21 protein-coding genes are annotated in these 17412 nt (G+C 66.5%); 14 read left to right on the top strand and 7 right to left on the bottom strand.

Annotated features, from left to right (window positions below; genetic code table 11):
• Window positions 1-15: 15 nt before the first annotated feature.
• On the top strand, window positions 16-927 hold the full coding sequence (locus DFR43_RS07225; protein ID WP_342776095.1) for a DMT family transporter: 912 nt from the start codon (window positions 16-18) through the stop codon (window positions 925-927).
• Here DFR43_RS07225 and DFR43_RS07220 read toward each other — a convergent pair.
• Complete coding sequence (locus tag DFR43_RS07220) at window positions 918-1550, bottom strand: 5-formyltetrahydrofolate cyclo-ligase (protein ID WP_133597145.1); 633 nt, start codon at window positions 1548-1550, stop codon at window positions 918-920. The genes DFR43_RS07225 and DFR43_RS07220 overlap by 10 nt on opposite strands.
• Window positions 1551-1559: 9 nt before the next feature.
• Between DFR43_RS07220 and DFR43_RS07215 the strand changes: the two genes are divergently transcribed.
• The 4 genes from DFR43_RS07215 to DFR43_RS07200 all read left to right on the top strand — a co-directional run bounded on the left by DFR43_RS07215 (window position 1560) and on the right by DFR43_RS07200 (window position 6288).
• Complete coding sequence (locus DFR43_RS07215; protein WP_245988861.1) at window positions 1560-3557, top strand: lytic transglycosylase domain-containing protein; 1998 nt, start codon at window positions 1560-1562, stop codon at window positions 3555-3557.
• A gap of 24 nt (window positions 3558-3581) precedes the next feature.
• Complete coding sequence (locus tag DFR43_RS07210) at window positions 3582-4526, top strand: complex I NDUFA9 subunit family protein (RefSeq protein ID WP_133597143.1); 945 nt, start codon at window positions 3582-3584, stop codon at window positions 4524-4526.
• A gap of 84 nt (window positions 4527-4610) precedes the next feature.
• The gene (locus DFR43_RS07205) at window positions 4611-4916 is read left to right on the top strand and encodes a metal-sensitive transcriptional regulator (protein WP_133597141.1); all 306 of its coding nucleotides are present in this window, start codon (window positions 4611-4613) and stop codon (window positions 4914-4916) included.
• Between the two features lie 52 nt (window positions 4917-4968).
• Window positions 4969-6288: a multifunctional CCA addition/repair protein gene (locus DFR43_RS07200; RefSeq protein ID WP_133597344.1), complete on the top strand. Its 1320-nt coding sequence runs from the start codon at window positions 4969-4971 to the stop codon at window positions 6286-6288.
• Window positions 6289-6298: 10 nt separating this feature from the next.
• On the opposite strand, the gene trxC is transcribed toward DFR43_RS07200, so the two are convergent.
• The 3 genes from trxC to DFR43_RS07185 form a co-directional block, all read right to left on the bottom strand.
• Window positions 6299-6742 (bottom strand): thioredoxin TrxC, encoded by a 444-nt coding sequence (trxC, locus tag DFR43_RS07195; protein WP_133597139.1) that lies wholly within the window; start codon window positions 6740-6742, stop codon window positions 6299-6301.
• A gap of 77 nt (window positions 6743-6819) precedes the next feature.
• Window positions 6820-7014, bottom strand: a complete 195-nt coding sequence (locus DFR43_RS07190; RefSeq protein WP_133597137.1) for a DUF2905 domain-containing protein — start codon at window positions 7012-7014, stop codon at window positions 6820-6822.
• 10 nt (window positions 7015-7024) lie between these two features.
• Window positions 7025-8146, bottom strand: a complete 1122-nt coding sequence (locus DFR43_RS07185; RefSeq protein ID WP_133597135.1) for a class I SAM-dependent methyltransferase — start codon at window positions 8144-8146, stop codon at window positions 7025-7027.
• 7 nt (window positions 8147-8153) lie between these two features.
• On the opposite strand from DFR43_RS07185, the gene DFR43_RS07180 reads away from it, so the two are divergent.
• Genes DFR43_RS07180 through DFR43_RS07155 form a run of 6 tightly spaced genes read left to right on the top strand, consistent with a single transcriptional unit; the run spans window position 8154 to window position 12083 of the window.
• Window positions 8154-8891 carry a hypothetical protein gene (locus tag DFR43_RS07180; RefSeq protein WP_133597133.1) on the top strand — a complete coding sequence of 246 codons (738 nt, stop codon included), beginning with the start codon at window positions 8154-8156 and terminating at the stop codon, window positions 8889-8891.
• Entirely contained in the window at window positions 8884-9687 is an 804-nt protein-coding gene (locus DFR43_RS07175; RefSeq protein ID WP_133597131.1) for an SDR family NAD(P)-dependent oxidoreductase, read from the top strand. Before DFR43_RS07180 ends, DFR43_RS07175 begins: the two co-directional genes overlap by 8 nt.
• Window positions 9684-10097, top strand: coding sequence for a dihydroneopterin aldolase (locus DFR43_RS07170; RefSeq protein ID WP_133597129.1), 414 nt, complete (start codon window positions 9684-9686; stop codon window positions 10095-10097). Before DFR43_RS07175 ends, DFR43_RS07170 begins: the two co-directional genes overlap by 4 nt.
• A complete protein-coding gene (locus DFR43_RS07165; RefSeq protein WP_133597127.1) occupies window positions 10094-10477 on the top strand; it encodes a dihydroneopterin aldolase in 384 nt (127 codons plus the stop codon). The genes DFR43_RS07170 and DFR43_RS07165 overlap by 4 nt, the downstream gene beginning before the upstream one ends.
• 19 nt (window positions 10478-10496) lie before the next feature.
• Window positions 10497-11429 carry a tRNA 2-thiocytidine(32) synthetase TtcA gene (gene ttcA / locus DFR43_RS07160; protein WP_133597125.1) on the top strand — a complete coding sequence of 311 codons (933 nt, stop codon included), beginning with the start codon at window positions 10497-10499 and terminating at the stop codon, window positions 11427-11429.
• Between the two features lie 3 nt (window positions 11430-11432).
• Window positions 11433-12083, top strand: a complete 651-nt coding sequence (locus DFR43_RS07155) for a DUF4136 domain-containing protein (RefSeq protein ID WP_133597123.1) — start codon at window positions 11433-11435, stop codon at window positions 12081-12083.
• Window positions 12084-12126: 43 nt separating this feature from the next.
• Here DFR43_RS07155 and DFR43_RS07150 read toward each other — a convergent pair whose 3' ends face one another.
• The gene (locus DFR43_RS07150) at window positions 12127-13107 is read right to left on the bottom strand and encodes a chemotaxis protein (RefSeq protein WP_133597121.1); all 981 of its coding nucleotides are present in this window, start codon (window positions 13105-13107) and stop codon (window positions 12127-12129) included.
• Between the two features lie 91 nt (window positions 13108-13198).
• Here DFR43_RS07150 and DFR43_RS07145 point away from each other — a divergent pair, with 91 nt between their 5' ends.
• Entirely contained in the window at window positions 13199-13849 is a 651-nt protein-coding gene (locus DFR43_RS07145) for a histidine phosphatase family protein (protein ID WP_211338617.1), read from the top strand.
• A 27-nt stretch (window positions 13850-13876) separates the two neighbouring features.
• Here the strand turns inward: DFR43_RS07145 and ruvB are convergent, their stop codons facing one another.
• Entirely contained in the window at window positions 13877-14935 is a 1059-nt protein-coding gene (gene ruvB, locus DFR43_RS07140) for a Holliday junction branch migration DNA helicase RuvB (protein WP_133597117.1), read from the bottom strand.
• A 10-nt stretch (window positions 14936-14945) separates the two neighbouring features.
• Window positions 14946-15521, bottom strand: a complete 576-nt coding sequence (ruvA, locus tag DFR43_RS07135) for a Holliday junction branch migration protein RuvA (protein WP_133597115.1) — start codon at window positions 15519-15521, stop codon at window positions 14946-14948.
• A gap of 31 nt (window positions 15522-15552) precedes the next feature.
• Here ruvA and DFR43_RS07130 point away from each other — a divergent pair, with 31 nt between their 5' ends.
• Together DFR43_RS07130 and DFR43_RS07125 are read left to right on the top strand one after the other, a co-directional pair.
• Window positions 15553-16494 (top strand): PhoH family protein, encoded by a 942-nt coding sequence (locus DFR43_RS07130; RefSeq protein WP_133597113.1) that lies wholly within the window; start codon window positions 15553-15555, stop codon window positions 16492-16494.
• Between the two features lie 9 nt (window positions 16495-16503).
• Window positions 16504-17400 (top strand): metallophosphoesterase family protein, encoded by an 897-nt coding sequence (locus DFR43_RS07125; protein WP_245988860.1) that lies wholly within the window; start codon window positions 16504-16506, stop codon window positions 17398-17400.
• The last annotated feature ends 12 nt before the right edge of the window (window positions 17401-17412 follow it).

Genomic DNA, 17412 nt, shown 5'->3' with positions numbered 1-17412 from the left:
GGCTATATTCGGTCGGTGACTCAGGCCCACCCCCAACCCTCCGGCAATTTGCGCAGCATCACCGCCATGATCGCGGCGGTGGGCTGTTTTTCACTCATGGACACCGTGCTCAAAGTGCTTGCCGGGCACTACCCCGCCCTGCAAGTCGCGGCGATGCGCGGCATGGTGGCGCTGCCGCTGGTGTTCGCCTACCTGAGCTGGCGCCAAGCCTGGGGCAAGGTGTGGCGGCTGCGCTGGTCGCTGCACCTGCTGCGTGGCGTGCTGGCCGTGGGCATGCTGGGGCTGTTCACCTATGGGGTGCGCGGGCTGCCGCTGGCCAACGCCTACACGCTGTTCTTCGTGGCGCCTTTGCTCATCACGGTGCTGGCGGTGCCGTTTCTGGGCGAGCGGGTGCCCAAGGCCCACTGGTGGGCGGTGGCGATTGGGCTGGCGGGCGTGCTGGTGGCGCTGCGCCCCAGCCCTGACGCCTTCCTCGGCTGGGCGGGCCTGGCCGTGCTGGGCGCGGCCGCCTGCTACGCGGCTTCGGCAGTGGCCGGCCGGCTGCTGTGCCGCACCGACCCACCCGAAAGTCTGGTGCTGTGGTCGATGATGATGCTGTCGATCATGGGTGGCCTGCTGGCCGCCCCGGGGTGGGTACCGGTGGCAGCCGATCACTGGGGGCTGCTGGCGGCACTGTCGCTGACAGGCTTTGGCGGTCAATTGGCCATCACCGAGGCATTCCGTCACGGCCAGGCTTCGGCCGTGGCGCCGTTCGAATACACGGCACTGGCTTGGGGCATTGGCCTGGATTATCTGCTGTGGGCGGTGCTGCCCGACGGCTTCACCCTCACGGGCGCCAGCATCATCATCCTGGCCGGGCTGTACCTGCTGCGCCACGAACGGGTGCACCGACAGGCTGCGGTGCACACCAGCGCCGATCACCCCTGAGCCCCACCCGGCTCCAGCGGCCACGCCACGCCGTGGTCATTGAGCACGGCGTCCAGGGGGATGTCGTGCGGTTCCGGTTCCAGATCGGGCAGGAAGCCGATGCTGTAGCTCAAGCCCACGGTGAACGGACGGGGCTTGAGTTCATTGAGCGTGCGGTCATAGAACCCCCCGCCATAGCCCAGACGATAGCCCCCCGGCCCATAGCCCAGGCAAGGCACGAACAGCAGGGTGGGCTCGACGATCTCGGTGTCTTTGGGCTTGGGAATGCCGTAGGCGTCTTCCTCCATCGGGCAGCCCGGGTACCAGCGGTGGAAGGTCAAGGTGCGCGTAGCCTTGTTGATGACCGGCAACCCGATCTTGCGGCGGCGGCTGGCGGCCAGCGCATCGGCTTCCATGCCGGCCTCCTGCCACCGAAACAGCGCCGGCAAGGGGTCGAACTCGCCCTTGATGGGCCAGTAGGCGCCGATGACTTCGTCGGGCCGCTCCACCAGCCAGACGCGCATGACGCGTTGCAGGGCGTCGTTGCGGGCCAGGCGATCCTCCAGACGCAGCCGGGCCTGGAGCAACTGTTGGCGCCACTGCGCCTTGAGCGCTTTCTGGTCAGCAGGGGGTTTGTTGTCCATAATTCCCTTATGCGATGTTTTCCCACGCCCAAGCGCCACCTGTTGTGCATGGTCGCCGCCATCTTACTGCCTGTGACGGCCCTCTGGACGCCCGTCGCGGCCCAGACGCCTTCGGCCGCCGAGCGCGCCCTGCTCGACATGCGGCAAGCGTTTCAGGCACGCAACACCCAGCGCCTGACGGCGCTGCTGCCCCAGGTGACTGGCCACCCCTTGGAGCCGCTGGCCGGCTACTGGGAGTTGACCGCCCGCCTGCCCAACGCGGCCCCGCAGGAGATCCGCGCCTTCATGCGCCGCTGGGCCGGCACCTACTACGAAGACCGGCTGCGCAACGACTGGCTGCTCGAACTCGGCAAGGCCCGCGACTGGGCCACGTTCAGAGAGGAACTGCCCCTCTTTCGCATGAACGATGACCGCGAAGTGGCCTGCTACGCCCTGGTGGCCGACACCGAACGCCCGGCGGCCGAGCGCGCGGCCGAACTGCCTGCCCTGTGGCTGGCGCAACGCCGCGCCGACGACGGCTGCGCCCTGGCGGCCGAGCGGCTGCTGGCCACAGGCGCGTTGCCCGCCGATGTGGTCTGGCGCCGCGCACGGCTGGCGATGGAGCGCAATCAGCCGGCCATCGCCACCCAAGCCGTGGCCTTGCTCGACCCGTCGTGGGTGCCGCTGGTCCAGACGGTGCACAGCGACCCGGAACGCTACCTGGACGAAAAAGTCACCGCCATTCGCACCCGCACCAAAGAGCTCGTCACGCTGGCGCTGATCCGGCTGGCGGTGCGAGACCCCGAGGCAGCTGCCGCCGAAGCGTCCAAGCTGCGCTGGAAGGCGCAACTGACCCAGGAAGAACAAAGCTGGGTGTGGGGCGTGATCGGCCGGCGCCTGGCCCAGCGCTTGAGCCCCGATGCGATGGAAGCCTTTGCCAAGGCCCGCCACGAACACCTGAGCGACGAACACCTGGCCTGGCGGGTGCGCGCCGCGCTGCGCGCAGGCGCTTGGAGCGATGTGCACGACACCATCATGGCCATGAGCCCGGCGCAGCGCGACGAACCCGTATGGACCTACTGGCTCGCCCGCGCCCTGTTGGCGCAAGGCCACCCGGCCGCCCGCGCCCAAGCGCACGCCTTGTTTGACCGCATCGCCGGCCCGCAAGGCTTCTACGAGCAGTTGGCTCTGGAAGCGCTCGGACGCCCGGTGACCGTGCCTGCCGCGCCCGCCCCGCTGACGCTGGCAGAAGTGGCTGCCGCGCGCACGCACCCCGGTCTGCAACGGGCCCTGCTGGCCATTCAAATCGGCCTGCGCACTGAAGGTGTGCGCGAATGGCATTACACCGTAGCGTTGCACACCCCAGGCGGCATGAGCGACCGGGAACTGCTGGCCGCGGCCGATTTCGCCTGCAGCCGCGAAGTCTGGGACCGCTGCATCAACACCAGCAAACGCACCACGACCGAAATCGACCACCGCCAACGCTTCCCCATGCCGTTTCGCGACGCCGTGGTGCGTCGCTCCCAGGAAATCGGGCTGGATCCGGCTTACGTGTATGGACTGATCCGCCAGGAAAGCCGTTTCATCATGGACGCGCGCTCGCACGTGGGGGCTTCGGGCCTGATGCAGGTCATGCCGGCCACGGCCACGTGGACGGCCCGCCAGATCGGCCTGCGCAACTTCCGGCCCGAGCAGATCACCGACCGCGACATCAACATCACCATCGGCACCGCTTACCTCAAACTCGCGCTGGACGACTTCGAAGGCTCCATGCCCCTGGCCGCCGCGGCCTACAATGCCGGACCGGGACGTCCGCGCCAATGGCGCAACGGCCCGATCCTGGAGGCAGCGGTCTGGATCGAAAACATACCGTTCGAGGAAACGCGGGACTACGTCAAACGGGTGCTGGCCAACACCACCAATTACGCGGCGCTGATCACCGGGCAGCCGCAGCGGCTCAGCAGCCGGCTTGGCACCGTGGGTCCCCGGCCAGCCACCGCCCGCGCCCCCAATACCGATCTTCCCTGACATACCAGCCTCTACGCGCCCGACATGAAAAAAGTCCTGGTTCTCGGCGGCACCGGTTTCGTGGGCCGCCATGTGTGCGAACAACTCAACCGCTTCGGCATCCGCGCCACCGTGCCCACGCGGCGCATGATCCATGGCCGCAGCATCCAGATGTTGCCGCTGGTGGACGTGATCGAAGCCGATGTGCACGACCCCGCCACCTTGCAGCGCCTGCTGCCTGGGCACGATGCGGTGATCAACCTGGTGGCCGTGCTGCACGGCAACCGGGCCCGCTTCGAACAGGTGCACGTGGCCTTGCCGCAAAAGCTGGCCCAGGCCATGCAATCCACGGGCGTGCAGCGGCTCGTGCACATCAGCGCGTTGGGGGCCAACGTCGAGGGGCCCTCCCTGTACCAGTCTTCCAAAGCCCGGGGTGAAGCGGTGCTGCAAAGCGCTGGCCTGGCGCTGACCATCCTGCGCCCCAGCGTGATCTTTGGCGCCGAAGACCGCTTCCTCAACACCTTTGCCCGCCTGCAACGCGCCTTCCCCGTACTGCCCCTGGCGGGCAGCCGCACCCGGTTCCAACCCGTGTGGGTCGGTGATGTGGCGCAGGCCGTGGTGCATTGCCTGCGGCAGCCCCAAACCATCGGGCACACCTACGAATGCGTCGGCCCGTCGATCTATACCTTGGCAGAACTGGTTCGGCTGGCTGGCCGGCTCAGTGGCCGACAGCGCCCCATATGGCCACTGCCGGTGGCGCTGGGCTATTTCCAGGCCCTGCTGCTGGAATGGCTGCCGGGCGAGCCCCTCATGAGCACGGACAACCTGCGCTCCATGGAAGTGGACAACGTGGCCTCCGGCACCCTGCCTGGGCTCGAGGCGATCGGCATCACAGCGCAAGCGCTGGAGCCGGTCGCCGCCAGTTACCTGGACATGGCAGGCCGCGCCGATCCGTTGCTGGCGCTGCGCGAGCAAGCCTCGCGCCGCTGACCTCTGGTAAACCCGCAAGGCCACGGCGCATCGCCCGTTTTTTTGGCACACTTGTGCCTTTCAGCCTGATCGAAAGTCGCAGCCATGACCACTGCCAAACCCGCCCCCTCCCAGGCCACGCCCCGTGTCGTAAACGCTTATCGTTCCGAACACCAGCGTGACATCGTGAACCGGCTGCGCCGCATCGAAGGGCAGGTACGCGCCCTGGTGGAGATGGTCGAAAGCGGGCGCCCGTGTGAGGACGTGGCCCAGCAAATGTCGGCCGCACGCAAAGCCATGGACAAAGCCTTCTACCGCATGATGGCCTGTACCGTGCTGGAAGCCGTCAGCGGCAGCGATGCCGAAGCCGACGTGGAGCGCTCCACCCGGATCCTGGAAAAATACGCCTGATGCGCGGCAACGGCCCCCGGCTGGCCACGCCAGTCACACCGCTTCAAGCGTGATGGACATCTATCTGGTCGGTGGTGCCGTGCGCGATGGCCTGCTCGGGCACTTTCACACGGCGCACCGCCTGCCCAATGGCGCCGTGCACGCCGACCGGGACTGGGTGGTCGTCGGGGCCACGCCCGAGGCCATGCTGGCCCAGGGCTTCCTGCCCGTCGGACGCGACTTCCCCGTTTTTCTCCACCCCGTGACGCGGGAAGAATACGCGCTGGCCCGCACCGAGCGAAAGACGGCGCGTGGCTACCACGGCTTTCACTTCAACGCCGACCCCAGCGTCAGCCTGGAAGACGACCTGGCCCGGCGCGATCTGACCATCAACGCCATGGCGCTGCCGGCCAACGCCCTGGACACCGAAGGCCGCTTCGACCCCGCCAGCCCGGCTCTGGTGGACCCGTATGGAGGCCGGCGCGACCTGGCCGACAAAGTGCTGCGGCACGTGACGACAGCGTTTGTCGAAGACCCGGTGCGCATTCTGCGCATGGCCCGCTTCGCGGCCCGCTGGCCCGATTTCACGGTGGCCCCGGAGACGCTGGCGCTGATGCGGCAGATGGTCGAGCATGGAGAGGTCGATCACCTGGTGCCGGAACGCGTCTGGCAGGAACTCGCGCGCGGCCTGATGGAAGTGCGCCCATCGCGCATGCTCGATGTGCTGCGCGCCTGCGGGGCCCTGCGGGTGCTGCTGCCCGAAGTAGACCGGCTCTGGGGCGTGCCTCAGCGGGCCGAATACCACCCCGAGGTCGATACCGGCGTGCATTTGGGCATGGTGCTGGACATGGCCGCGCGGCTTCAAGCCCCGCTGACGGTGCGCTACGCCTGCCTGTGCCACGACCTGGGGAAAGGCACGACGCCCGCCCATCTATGGCCGCGCCATCTGGGCCACGAGGCGCGCAGCGTCCATCTCGCTCGCCAAGTGGGCGATCGCTGGCGCGTGCCACGCGACTGCCGCGAACTGGCCGAAGTGGTGGCCCGGGAACATGGCCACATCCATCAAAGCCTGGGCTTGGGCGCCGATGCCGTGCTGCGGCTGCTGCAACGCTGCGACGCGCTGCGCCGGCCCGCGCGCTTTCACGACGTGTTGCTGGCCTGCGAAGCCGACGCCCGCGGACGGCTCGGCCACGAGGAAGACGCCTACCCCCAGGCGCGCCGCCTGGCCGATGCCCTACAAGCCGCCCTGGCCGTGGACACCGCGCCGCTGGCCGCAGCCCTGCAGCAACAAGGGCTCGGCCCCGCGCAGTTGGGGCCGGCCATCGCCCGCGCGATCGAGCAGGCGCGGCGGCACGCCATCGCCCACACGCTGCAGGCAGCGCCAGCGCCCTGACGCCACCCCCTCATCCCGCCAGATGGGCACGGGTCCAACGCACGATGTCCCCCTGCCCCATGGCCCCGGCCTGCCGGGCCACTTCGCGCCCACCGCTGAACAGCACCAAGGTCGGGATGCTGCGAATCTGGTAACGAGCCGCCAACCCCGGCGCCTCCTCGGTATTGACCTTGGCCAGCCGCACCTGCGGTTCGAGCTGGCGGGCAGCCGCCTCGAAAGCCGGCGCCATCATCCGGCACGGCCCGCACCAGGGCGCCCAGAAATCCACCAGCAGCGGCACATCGCTGCGCAGCAGGTGCCGCTCGAACGACGACTCGTCCAACGCCACCGGCTGGCCCGCAAACAGCGGCCGGTGACAGCGGCCGCAATCCGGCGCCGATGACCAATGCGCCAGCGGCAAGCGGTTGGTGGTGTGGCAGTGGGGGCAAACAACGTGCAGGGTGGATTCCGTCATGGGGGGGACCTCTCGAATCGAATCTGCTCCCCAAATGCGGCCCATGGAGCGGATTTCAATAGATACCCACCCAGGTATCAAACCAGCTTGGCGATGAGGCTCGCCGCCATGCTCAACAGCAAGGTGGTCGTCACCGGCAGAAACCACTCACGGCCAAAGGCCCGAAAACGCAAGTCACCCGGCAGGCGACCGAAGCCCAGCTTCTGCAGCAGCGGCGTGAACCAGCTGATGAGCAGCAACGCCAGGAAAATGACGATCACCCAGCGGATCATGACCAGCCCCTCATAGCGTATGCGTGCGGTCGCCCTGGGCAAAACCCACCGGCGTCCAGCCGCGGCTGCTGGCCGGCGGCGCGAAGCCGATCACCTTGAACAGTTCGCCCATCTCATGCTCGTGGACGAGCTTCAGCACAGGCGCCCGCTGGGCCAAAGGCAGGCTGTCCAGCCCATCGAGCAAGCCCGCGTTGAGCAGAAAACGGCCCTGGCTGGTGTAGCCCAGCACGTCCAGCCCGGCCTCCTGGGCAGCCAGGGCAATGCCCGTGAAATTCACATGGGCGGTGATGTCTTTGCGGCCCACGTCGCTCAGCGGGTCGCTGTCGCTGCGGTGCAAGCGATGGCACATCAAGGTGCCCATGTGGCGTTGCGCGTGGTAGTACTCGGCTTCGGGAAAGCCATAGTCGATGAAAAAGGCCGCCCCACGCCGCAGACGCTCACCCACCGTGCGCACGAATGCCTCGGCCTGGGGATGGATCTCGGTGAGATAGTCATGCGCCCCAGGCACCTCCACCGGGGGACGCAGCGCGGTGGGGCAATCGGCCCAGCTCAATCGCACAGCACCATCCGGGGCCTCGCGAACCGCCACCCCCCGCTCGTGCCAAGTGCCCGCCTGGCGCACGAGCAGGCGCACGGGCATGGCGTCGAGCACCTCGTTGCCCAGCAGCACCGCTTCCAGCGTCTGCGGCAACGCTGACACCCAGCGCACCCGCCCCCCCCAGCGCGTCAGCCGCGCCTGCTGACGCTGGCGCAAGCTGGCCGACACCTCCACAATGGTGTAGCTGCGCAGCGGCACGCTTTCGGCCTGCAAGCGGCTCAAAACCTGATCGGCCAAAGCCCCCGAACCCGCCCCAAACTCCCAGACCTCATGGACCCCGGTGGCGGCCAACGCCTGCGCCACCTGCCGACCCAGCGTCTCGCCAAAACGAGGCGACAGCTCCGGGGCGGTGATGAAGTCGCTGCCATCACCCAGGCCAGTCCCAAAGATGGGAGTGTCGCCCGCATAATACCCCCCTTGCGGGTGATACAGGGCAATCTGCATAAATCGCTCAAAGCCTAACCACCCGCCCGATCTGGCCGCTGCATGCCGGATCGCTTTCTCCAGATCGTCTGCATCAGACACCCACGACATCTCCAATATGCTCCAAGACAATGCGCGGCTGTCGAACGACCTGATCCGCTGGCTCAAATTGCTGGCCCTACCCCGCTGGGCCAAAGTGGCTCTGGCCATCATCATGCTGTTCACCCTGGCCAATGCGCTCGGACTGCTGGTCAATGGCATGCTGTCACGAGACAAGGATGCCATTGCTGCCGGCATCACCATGATGACGGTAGGACTGCCCGTGGGCCTGATGGTGGTGGCTTTGGTATTTGGTGACGGCGGACTACGCCGACTCAAGAGCCTGACACACAGCGTTCTAAATGAGGACATCCCCACCGCCCTGCATGAGAATTTTAACGCCCGCCCTTTCGAACCTGCGGGCTGGATACCTCGACTGCACACCCGAACCAACGGCTGCTGCGCCGACTACCACGTCCTGCCTCCCGGTGCCGAAACAAAAACAGCCATTCTGCATTTCATCGTCGAACTCAACGTCAACAAAGTCAATCTTGTCCTCTTGCTGCCTCACGCCCCCGATCTGGAGTACGCAACGGCCTATTTCAAACGTTCGTCATCTTTGCAGTCTTGCCTGGAAGGCGCACAACGCGAGGGCTATGCGCTCAGCGACACTCCCGAACACCGCAGCGGCATGACGGGGCTTGTGCTCACGCGTACACTCCACGAGGATTTCCTGCTCGATCCGGCCCGGCGACTGTACTTCGCGCAGGATTTGGCGTTTTTCATACGTGGAATGATCGAGGCTCACCGTGGCTGAACAACGGGTACTTATAACCGGCGGTGCGTTGCGACTGGGCGCAGAGTTCTGCTTGGCATTTGGAGCGACTGGCTGGCACGTGCTGTGCCACTGTAATCGCTCCAGAACCGAAGCCGAAGCACTGCAACAGCGACTCCGCGCGGCGGGCATGCACATCGACGTGGTGCAGGCCGATCTGGCCAATGGAGAGCAAAGGGCGCAGTTGTTCGAACACATCCTGGACCGATTTGGACCCGTGGATGGGCTGATCAACAATGCTTCGCTATTTGAGCCCGACACGGGCCTGGAGTGGGAATCCGAACAGGCGCGGCGTCAACTCGAGGTCAATCTGCTGGCACCACTGAGTTTGGCCAGTTTGCTGGCCAAACAAGCAACCGAGCCAGCGACCGAGACTCCATCGCGTTTTGTGATTCATGTGCTGGATCAAAAGGTGCTCAACCTCAACCCCGACTATTTCAGCTACACCATCTCCAAACTGGCCTTGGAACGCGCGGTGGCCTTGCAGGCTCAGGCACTGGCTCCCCACGCACGAGTCTGCGGGGTGGCCCCTGGCCTGCTGTACGAGAGCGGCCCGCAAAGCACGGCAAACTGGCTCAAAGCCAGCCGCGTCAACCTGCTTCGACGGCCCACTTCACCTGCCGATGTGGCCCAGACAGCCCTGTTCTTGGCCCGAACCCCTTCTATCACGGGCGTCACCATTGCCGTGGACAACGGCCAGCACCTTGTTCCGCTGGAGCGTGACGTAATGTTTGTCGTCGAGGAGCTGCTTGGCAACACCACCTCAGACACCCCATGAATACACCTTCCATCCCCCCGGATCTCCACTGGCTGCTGCACTGCCGCAAACTGTTTCTTCGCCGTCACGAAGTGATGGTGAACATGGGCGCCCACGCCTTCGAGAAGCACGGGCCGCAGCGGGTTTGGATCGATGTCGATCTCTATGTTCCGTACGAGTCATCCACCCCGAGCCATGACGCACTGCATGAAGTGGTGGATTACGATTATGTGCGCGAAGCGGTCGCCCGGCTGATCGCGGGACGACACATCACCCTGCAGGAAACGCTGGCCGACGCGCTGGCCACCGAACTTCTCAAACATCCGCAAGTACTGGCGGTGCGACTGTCCACCTCTAAACCCGACGTTTATCCCGACTGCGAAACCGTCGGCGTGGAGGTGTTTCGACTGCATACAAGGACCCGCACGTGAACCACGATCGAGCCCCACGGCATGGGCAGCAGATCCTGACCTTGACCGGCCTGCGCTTCAATGCCAACCTGGGCATATTGCAGCATGAAAAGCACGGCCCCCAGCCCATCCAGGTCGATGCCGAGCTCAACCAGGGCACCCAGCCCCTGATGCCGCACGACGACGACATTTCCCATGTGCTGGACTACCGCAAGGTGCGCCAGATCATCATCGACGAGTGCACCGCCGAACACGTCAACCTGCTGGAGAGCCTGATCGGCAAGCTCACCCACCGGCTGATGCAGTTGCCCGGCGTCATCGGGGTGCGGGTGAGAATCGCGAAGCTGGAAATTTTTGACGACTGCGAAGTGGCCATCCGCATGGAAAGCGGGCAGTGGTGACCCCTCCAAGGACAACGACATGACGACCGACACCCCCACGCCAGAAGCCGTGGATGCGAAAAAGGCCCTCAAAATCGAGCGCGAAGACCACAAGCTGGAAAAGCGGCTGTGCCGCCTGGTGGGCGAAGCCATCACCGACTACCAGATGATCGGCGCGGGCGACCGGGTGATGGTGTGTCTCTCGGGCGGCAAGGACAGCTACACCCTGCTCGACATCCTGATGAAGCTGCGCCAGCGCGCGCCGATCGACTTCGAGCTGGTGGCCGTCAACCTGGACCAGAAACAGCCGGGATTTCCGGCCCACGTGCTCCCCGAATACCTGAGTCGGCTCGGCATTCCCTTCCACATCGAGACGCAGGACACTTACAGCGTCGTCAAGAAGGTGATCCCCGAGGGCAAGACCATGTGCAGCCTGTGCAGCCGGCTGCGTCGCGGCATTCTGTACAAGGTGGCGCGCGAGTTGGGCTGCAACAAGATTGCCCTGGGCCACCACCGCGATGACATTCTGCAGACGCTGTTCCTCAACATGTTCTTCGGCGCCAAGCTCAAGGGCATGCCGGCCAAGCTCGTCAGCGACAACGGCGAATTCATGGTGATCCGCCCGCTGGCCTACGTGGCCGAGAAGGACATCATCCGCTGGGCGCAAGTGCGGCAATTCCCCATCATCCCCTGCACGCTGTGCGGCAGCCAGGACAACCTGCAGCGCGTGCAGGTGGGCAACATGCTGCGCGAATGGGACAAGAAATTCCCCGGCCGCCTCGACAACATGCTCAAGGCCCTGCAGCACGTGGTGCCCAGCCATCTGATGGACCGCCAGCTGTTTCCGTTCGAGACTCTGCAAACCACTGGCGTGGCCGACGAGGGCGGCGACACCGCGTTCGACGAGGAACCCTTGCCCGCGCCCCCTACTCTACCCACCGAGCAGGTCATCGCCTTGACCCCGACGCCCTGAACCATGCCTTCTCTGGCCCATCCACCCACCTGGCGCTTGGCCCTGGCCGGGCTGGGCCTGGCGCTGGCATCGCTGCTCGGGGGGTGCGCCAGCGTGATCCGGCTGGACCATGACGTGCGCAGCTATGCCCAATGGCCCGCGGCCGAGCGGCCTGCGGCGGGCGACCGCTTTCGGTTCGAGCGCCTGCCATCCCAACAGACCCACGCGCAGGCCCAAGGCCGGCTCGAATCCCTGGTGGCTGAGCGGCTTGGCGCCTGGGGGCTGGTGCCTGAGCCGCAGGGAACGGAAAGCGCCAAGTGGTCGGTGGAAGTCAGCGCCCGCGCTCAGCGGCTGCCGCATGCACCTTGGGAAAGCCCCTTCGACCCGTGGCCGGGCCCGGGGCTGGCTGGGCGGGATTATGTGGTCACCGGCAGCGGCCAAGTGGTGTGGATGCCACTGTTCGTGCGCATGCCCACGCCCTATCACCAGCGCGAACTCTCGATCGTGTTGCGCGACCGGCGCACCGGCGCGGTCGTTTACGAAAGCCGGGCCGCACACGACGGCCCCTGGCCCGACCGGCCAGCGTTCTGGGCCGCCTTGGTCGAAGCGGCTCTGAACGGTTTCCCCGAGCCCCCCAGCGGAGGACGGCGGGTCGTGACCGAAGTGCCGCGTTGAGACAGAGGGCCCGCCCGGACCAGGGCCGCTCAACCGGAGCCGTTCAAGCCGCGACCGCCTCGTAGCGCGCCAGCACCTGCCGCAAGCTGTCGGCCAGTTCCTTGGCCGCGAATTTGGCCACGTAGGCGTCCGCGCCCGCGCTGCGCACGTGGTTCTCGTTGGTGTCTCCCGTCAGGGAAGAGTGGATGACCACCGGCACCCCGCGCATGGTCACGTCCTTCTTCACATTGCGCGTCAGGGTGAAGCCATCCATTTCGGGCATTTCCAGGTCGGTCAGCACGACGGCCACGCGGTCATGGAAAGGCATGCCGGCCTTCTGGCATTCGGCCGCGATCGCTTGCAAGCGGTTCCACGCCTCCTGCCCGGTCTTGTACATTTCGTAAGGCAGCCCCAAAGCTTTGAGCTCCTGTTCGATCATGCTGCGGGCCACGAAGGAATCGTCCGCCGCGATCACGACCGAGCCAGGCCGGATCTTGACCACCGGGCCCACGGCATTGGCCTTCACCTCCACCTCCTGGCTGGGCAAGATGCGCTGCAAGATGGACTCGACATCCAGAATCTGGGCCAGCCGGGTGGTGTTTTGGTCGCCGTCGAGCCGCGCGATGCTGGTCACGTAGCCGCGCGCCATCGAATCCTCGGCCGACAAGATCTGGCTCCAGTCCAACCGCACAATGTCTTCGACCGACTCGGCGGCGAACGCCTGGGTGGTACGGGCGTACTCGGTCACCAGCATGATGTTGAGGCCCGTCTTGGGCACGCAGCCCACCACGGCCGGCAGGTCGATGACCGGAATCACCTGGCCGCGCAGGTTCACCACACCCAGCACATGCTGCGGGGCGCCGGCCATGGCAGTGACTTCGGGCATGGCCACGATCTCTCGGATCTTGAACACGTTGATGCCAAACAGCTCCGAGCGCTCGCTGCCCGGGGCCTCCCCCAGACGGAACAACAGCATCTCGAACTTGTTGGACCCGGTGAGATTGGTGCGTTCGTCGATGTCTTTCTGGATGGAGGAAGCGCTCATGGTGACTCCTGTCCGGCTGCGGCAACGTGCCTGCCTCGCTACCATTCTAGGGCGAGATTCATCAAATCTCATCCACCATGGAGGACGAGGCGTGCATTGCACCCGCATTGTGGCGATTCGCCACGGGGAAACGGCCTGGAACCGCGACACCCGCATCCAAGGCCAAATCGACATTCCGCTCAACAACACGGGCCACTGGCAGGCCCGGCGCACCGCCGAAGCGCTGCGCGGCGAAGACGTGACCGCCATTTACGCGAGCGACCTCAGCCGCGCCCACCAGACGGCCAGCGCCATCGGCCAAGCCCTGGGTCAGCCGGTGCAAATCCATGCTGGGCTGCGGGAGCGCTGTTTCGGCATTTTCCAGGGACGGACCTGGGCTGAGCTCGAAGCTTCGCACCCCGATGTGGCGCTGGCCTGGCGGCGCCGGGTGCCCGATTTCGCCCCCGAAGGAGGGGAATCCTTGCTGACGCTGCGCGAGCGCGTGGAGCAAACCTTTGCCGAACTCGCCGCCCGGCACCTGGGCGAACAGATCGTGGTCGTGGCCCACGGCGGGGTGCTCGACATCCTCTATCGCGCAGCCACCCGCATGGACTTGCAAGCCCCGCGCACGTGGGCCCTGGCCAACGCCAGCATCAACCGCGTGCTGTGGTCGCCCGAAGGGCCCAGCCTGGTGGGCTGGGGCGACGTGAGCCATCTGCAGGCCCCCGAATCGGCGCAGAGCCTGGACGAGCGGCTGGCCTGATCAGGCAGCCGCGCGATGCTTGCCACGTCATGCCTGGAACAGATCCGCCCCGCCCGCCGAAGGCGGCTGCAGCCCCAGGTGCCTGAACGCCGCCAGCGTGGCCACCCGCCCGCGCGGCGTGCGTTGCAGGTAGCCCTGCTGGATCAGGTAGGGCTCGATCACGTCCTCGATCGTGCCTGGCTCCTCCCCGATGCTGGCGGCGATGTTGTCCAACCCCACCGGGCCGCCATCGAACTTGTGGATCACCGCTTCCAGGAGCTTGCGGTCCATGAGGTCGAAGCCGAGGGGGTCCACATCCAGCATGGCCAGCGCCTGATTGGCCATGGCCAAGGTGATGGTGCCGCTGCCCTTGACTTCGGCATAGTCGCGCACGCGGCGCAGCAGCCGGTTGGCAATCCGCGGCGTGCCGCGCGAGCGGCGCGCGATCTCGAACGCCCCGGCCGGCTCGATCGGCGCGCCCAGCAAACCGGCCGAGCGCGTCACGATGCGGGCCAGTTCCTCGGGGGTGTAGAACTCCAGCCGCCCCACGATGCCGAAGCGGTCGCGCAGCGGGTTGGTCAGCATGCCCGCGCGCGTGGTGGCCCCCACCAGCGTGAAGGGCTGCAGGTCGAGCTTGATCGAGCGCGCCGCGGGCCCCTCGCCGATCATGATGTCGATCTGGTAATCCTCCAACGCCGGGTAGAGGATTTCCTCCACCACCGGCGACAGGCGGTGGATCTCGTCGATGAACAGCACGTCATTCGGTTCCAGGTTGGTCAGCAGCGCGGCGAGATCCTTGGGCTTTTCCAGCACGGGCCCACTGGTCTGCCGCAGGTTGACGCCCAACTCGTGCGCGATGATGTGCGACAGCGTCGTCTTGCCCAGCCCCGGCGGGCCGAACAGCAGCACGTGGTCCAGCGCCTCGCCGCGTTTCTTGGCCGCGCCGATGAAGATTTCCAATTGCTCGCGCACCTTGGCCTGACCGACGTATTCGGTCAGGCCCTTGGGCCGCAAGGCCCGCTCCAGCGCCTCCTCGCGGCTGTTTTCGGGCGCGGCCGACACCATGCGCCGCGGCGCGGGGGTGAACTCGTCGGTCTGGATGCTCATGCCCGCGCCCTCACTTGGCCAGCGCCTTGAGCGCCAGCTTGATGCCCTCGCTCACCCCCACGCCCGCCGGCAGCGCCTTGAGCGCGGCGGCCGCCTCTTTGTCGTTGTAGCCCAGTGCCAGCAGGGCCTGCTGGATGTCGGCCAACTCGTCGCTGTGGGCCACTGCGCCCACCGGCCCCAGGTCAAGGCCCATCTTCCCTTTGAGTTCGAGCAACAGGCGCTCGGCCGTTTTTTTGCCGATGCCGGGCACCTTCACCAGACGGCCCGCCTCCTGCGCCGTGACGGCCTGGGCCAGCTCCTGCACACTCATGCCCGACAAAATGGCCAGCGCCGTGCGTGGCCCAACCCCTGTGATCTTGATCAGCTGGCGAAACGCCTCCCGCTCGGCCGCCGACGCAAAGCCATAGAGGATCTGCGCGTCCTCGCGCACCACGAAGTGCGTCAGCAGCGACACCTGCTGCCCACAGCCCGGCAGGTGGTAGAACGTGCTCATGGGCACATCCACCTCGTAGCCCACGCCATGGCAGTCGAGCAGGATTTGCGGGGGGGTTTTCTCCAGCAGGGTGCCGGTCAACTTGCCTATCATTGCAGCATCTTCCTTTTCCTGGATTATCGGTTTGATTCTTCGCCACACCTTCACCCCGCCCGACAATCTGCGCATGTCGCACCTGTGCGGCCCCATGGACGCGCACATCCGCACCATCGAGGCGGCGCTGCAAGTCAAAATTGCCCACCGCTTCGAGCAATTCCGCATCGAAGGCCCCAAGCGCCAAGCCGAGCAGGCGCTGGAGGTGATCCAGGCGCTGTACGAAATGGCGCGCACCCCGATTCCGGCCGAGCAGGTGCAGCTCATGCTCAGCGGCGACACCGCCCAGCCCGACGACGGCGTAGAAGCCGTGGTGGTGCAAACCAAGCGCGGCGAAGTGCAGGGCCGCACCGCCAACCAGAAGCGCTATCTGGCCAACATGGCCACCCACGACATCACCTTCGGCATCGGCCCGGCAGGCACGGGCAAAACCTATCTGGCCGTGGCCTGCGCCGTGGACGCGCTGGAGCGCAACGCGGTGCAGCGCATCGTGCTGACGCGGCCCGCCGTGGAAGCCGGCGAGCGCCTGGGCTTTCTGCCGGGCGACCTGGCCCAGAAGGTGGACCCCTACCTGCGCCCGCTGTACGATGCCCTGTACGACCTGATGGGCTTTGACAAGGTGCAAAAAGCGTTCGAGCGCCAGCAGATCGAAATCGCGCCACTGGCCTTCATGCGCGGGCGCACGCTCAACCACGCCTTCGTCATTCTGGACGAAGCGCAGAACACCACACCCGAGCAGATGAAGATGTTCCTCACCCGCATCGGCTTCGGCTCCAAGGCCGTGGTCACGGGGGACGTGAGTCAGATCGACCTGCCGCGCAGCCAGCTCAGCGGCCTCATCGATGCCGAGCGCGTGCTCAAACGCATCCAAGGCATCGCCTTCACGCGTCTGACCAGCGCCGACGTGGTGCGCCACCCGCTGGTGGCCCGCATCGTGGACGCCTACGAAGCACGCGGGGGCCAGGCAGACTGACCCCGCCCCATGCCCGCCATACCCACCATGCGCACCATTGCCTTCGTCTCCGACATCCACGGCAACCTGCCTGCGTTGCAGGCCGTGGCCGCAGACATCGCGCGGCAAGGCGCCCAAGTGGTGGTGAACCTGGGCGATGCCTTCAGCGGCCCCCTATTGGCCGCCGAAACCGCCCGCTGGCTCATCCATGACGCCCAGCAGGCCACCGCCACGCCCTGGCTGCACATCGCCGGCAACCATGAGCGGCAACTGCTGGCCGTGGCCGATCGGCGGGCATCGCCAGCCCTCACCGACCCTGCGGACAGCAACCCCACCGACAGCGATCACTTGGCCGCCCAGCAGATGGACGACGCCCTGCTCGCATGGATACGCCACCTGCCCGCCCCCACCCGGCCCGACCTGCTGACGGGCTCCTGGCGCGCCGACCTGCTCGGCCCGGAAGTGGGCCTGTGCCACGGCAGCCCACGCAGCGACGTCGAATACCTGCTCGACACCCCCGAGGGCGAACTGATTCGACCTGCCAGTGTCAGTGAACTCGACGAACGGCTGGCCGGGCGGATTCCCTCGTCCATCACGCTGCTGGCTTGCGGCCATTCCCATCTGCCACGCTCGCTCACCCTGCCACGCGCCGGCGCCACGGCGCTGCAGTTGCTCAACCCGGGCAGCGTGGGCCTGCCCGCCTACGACGACGACACACCCTACCCCGCCTCCCGCTACCACCGGGTGGAAAACGGCAGCCCCGACGCGCGCTACGCCCTGGCCACCCAAGCAGCCCCGCGCCAGCCCTGGACCCTGGCCTGCCGTTCGGTGCCCTACGATGCCGAACCCATGGCCCGGCTGGCCGAGCAACGTGGCTGCCCCGACTGGGCCCATGCCCTGCGCACCGGCCGCATGCCGCGCCCCTGACTGCAACCCTTT

It is taken from the genome of Tepidicella xavieri (assembly GCF_004363315.1).
Lineage (GTDB): Bacteria > Pseudomonadota > Gammaproteobacteria > Burkholderiales > Burkholderiaceae_C > Tepidicella > Tepidicella xavieri.
This window is presented reverse-complemented; position numbering and strand designations above follow the sequence as displayed.

Excerpts from the sequence above, each read along its gene's own strand:
- ruvB (WP_133597117.1), bottom strand. The coding sequence starts at position 14,935 with ATGAGCATCCAGACCGACGAGTTCACCCCCGCGCCGCGGCGCATGGTG.
- DFR43_RS07200 (WP_133597344.1), top strand. The coding sequence starts at position 4,969 with ATGGACATCTATCTGGTCGGTGGTGCCGTGCGCGATGGCCTGCTCGGG.
- DFR43_RS07170 (WP_133597129.1), top strand. The coding sequence starts at position 9,684 with ATGAATACACCTTCCATCCCCCCGGATCTCCACTGGCTGCTGCACTGC.
- ttcA (WP_133597125.1), top strand. The coding sequence starts at position 10,497 with ATGACGACCGACACCCCCACGCCAGAAGCCGTGGATGCGAAAAAGGCC.
- ruvA (WP_133597115.1), bottom strand. The coding sequence starts at position 15,521 with ATGATAGGCAAGTTGACCGGCACCCTGCTGGAGAAAACCCCCCCGCAA.
- DFR43_RS07205 (WP_133597141.1), top strand. The coding sequence starts at position 4,611 with ATGACCACTGCCAAACCCGCCCCCTCCCAGGCCACGCCCCGTGTCGTA.
- DFR43_RS07155 (WP_133597123.1), top strand. The coding sequence starts at position 11,433 with ATGCCTTCTCTGGCCCATCCACCCACCTGGCGCTTGGCCCTGGCCGGG.
- DFR43_RS07190 (WP_133597137.1), bottom strand. The coding sequence starts at position 7,014 with ATGATCCGCTGGGTGATCGTCATTTTCCTGGCGTTGCTGCTCATCAGC.
- DFR43_RS07215 (WP_245988861.1), top strand. The coding sequence starts at position 1,560 with ATGCGATGTTTTCCCACGCCCAAGCGCCACCTGTTGTGCATGGTCGCC.
- DFR43_RS07150 (WP_133597121.1), bottom strand. The coding sequence starts at position 13,107 with ATGAGCGCTTCCTCCATCCAGAAAGACATCGACGAACGCACCAATCTC.
- DFR43_RS07220 (WP_133597145.1), bottom strand. The coding sequence starts at position 1,550 with ATGGACAACAAACCCCCTGCTGACCAGAAAGCGCTCAAGGCGCAGTGG.
- trxC (WP_133597139.1), bottom strand. The coding sequence starts at position 6,742 with ATGACGGAATCCACCCTGCACGTTGTTTGCCCCCACTGCCACACCACC.
- DFR43_RS07125 (WP_245988860.1), top strand. The coding sequence starts at position 16,504 with ATGCCCGCCATACCCACCATGCGCACCATTGCCTTCGTCTCCGACATC.
- DFR43_RS07210 (WP_133597143.1), top strand. The coding sequence starts at position 3,582 with ATGAAAAAAGTCCTGGTTCTCGGCGGCACCGGTTTCGTGGGCCGCCAT.
- DFR43_RS07185 (WP_133597135.1), bottom strand. The coding sequence starts at position 8,146 with ATGTCGTGGGTGTCTGATGCAGACGATCTGGAGAAAGCGATCCGGCAT.
- DFR43_RS07180 (WP_133597133.1), top strand. The coding sequence starts at position 8,154 with ATGCTCCAAGACAATGCGCGGCTGTCGAACGACCTGATCCGCTGGCTC.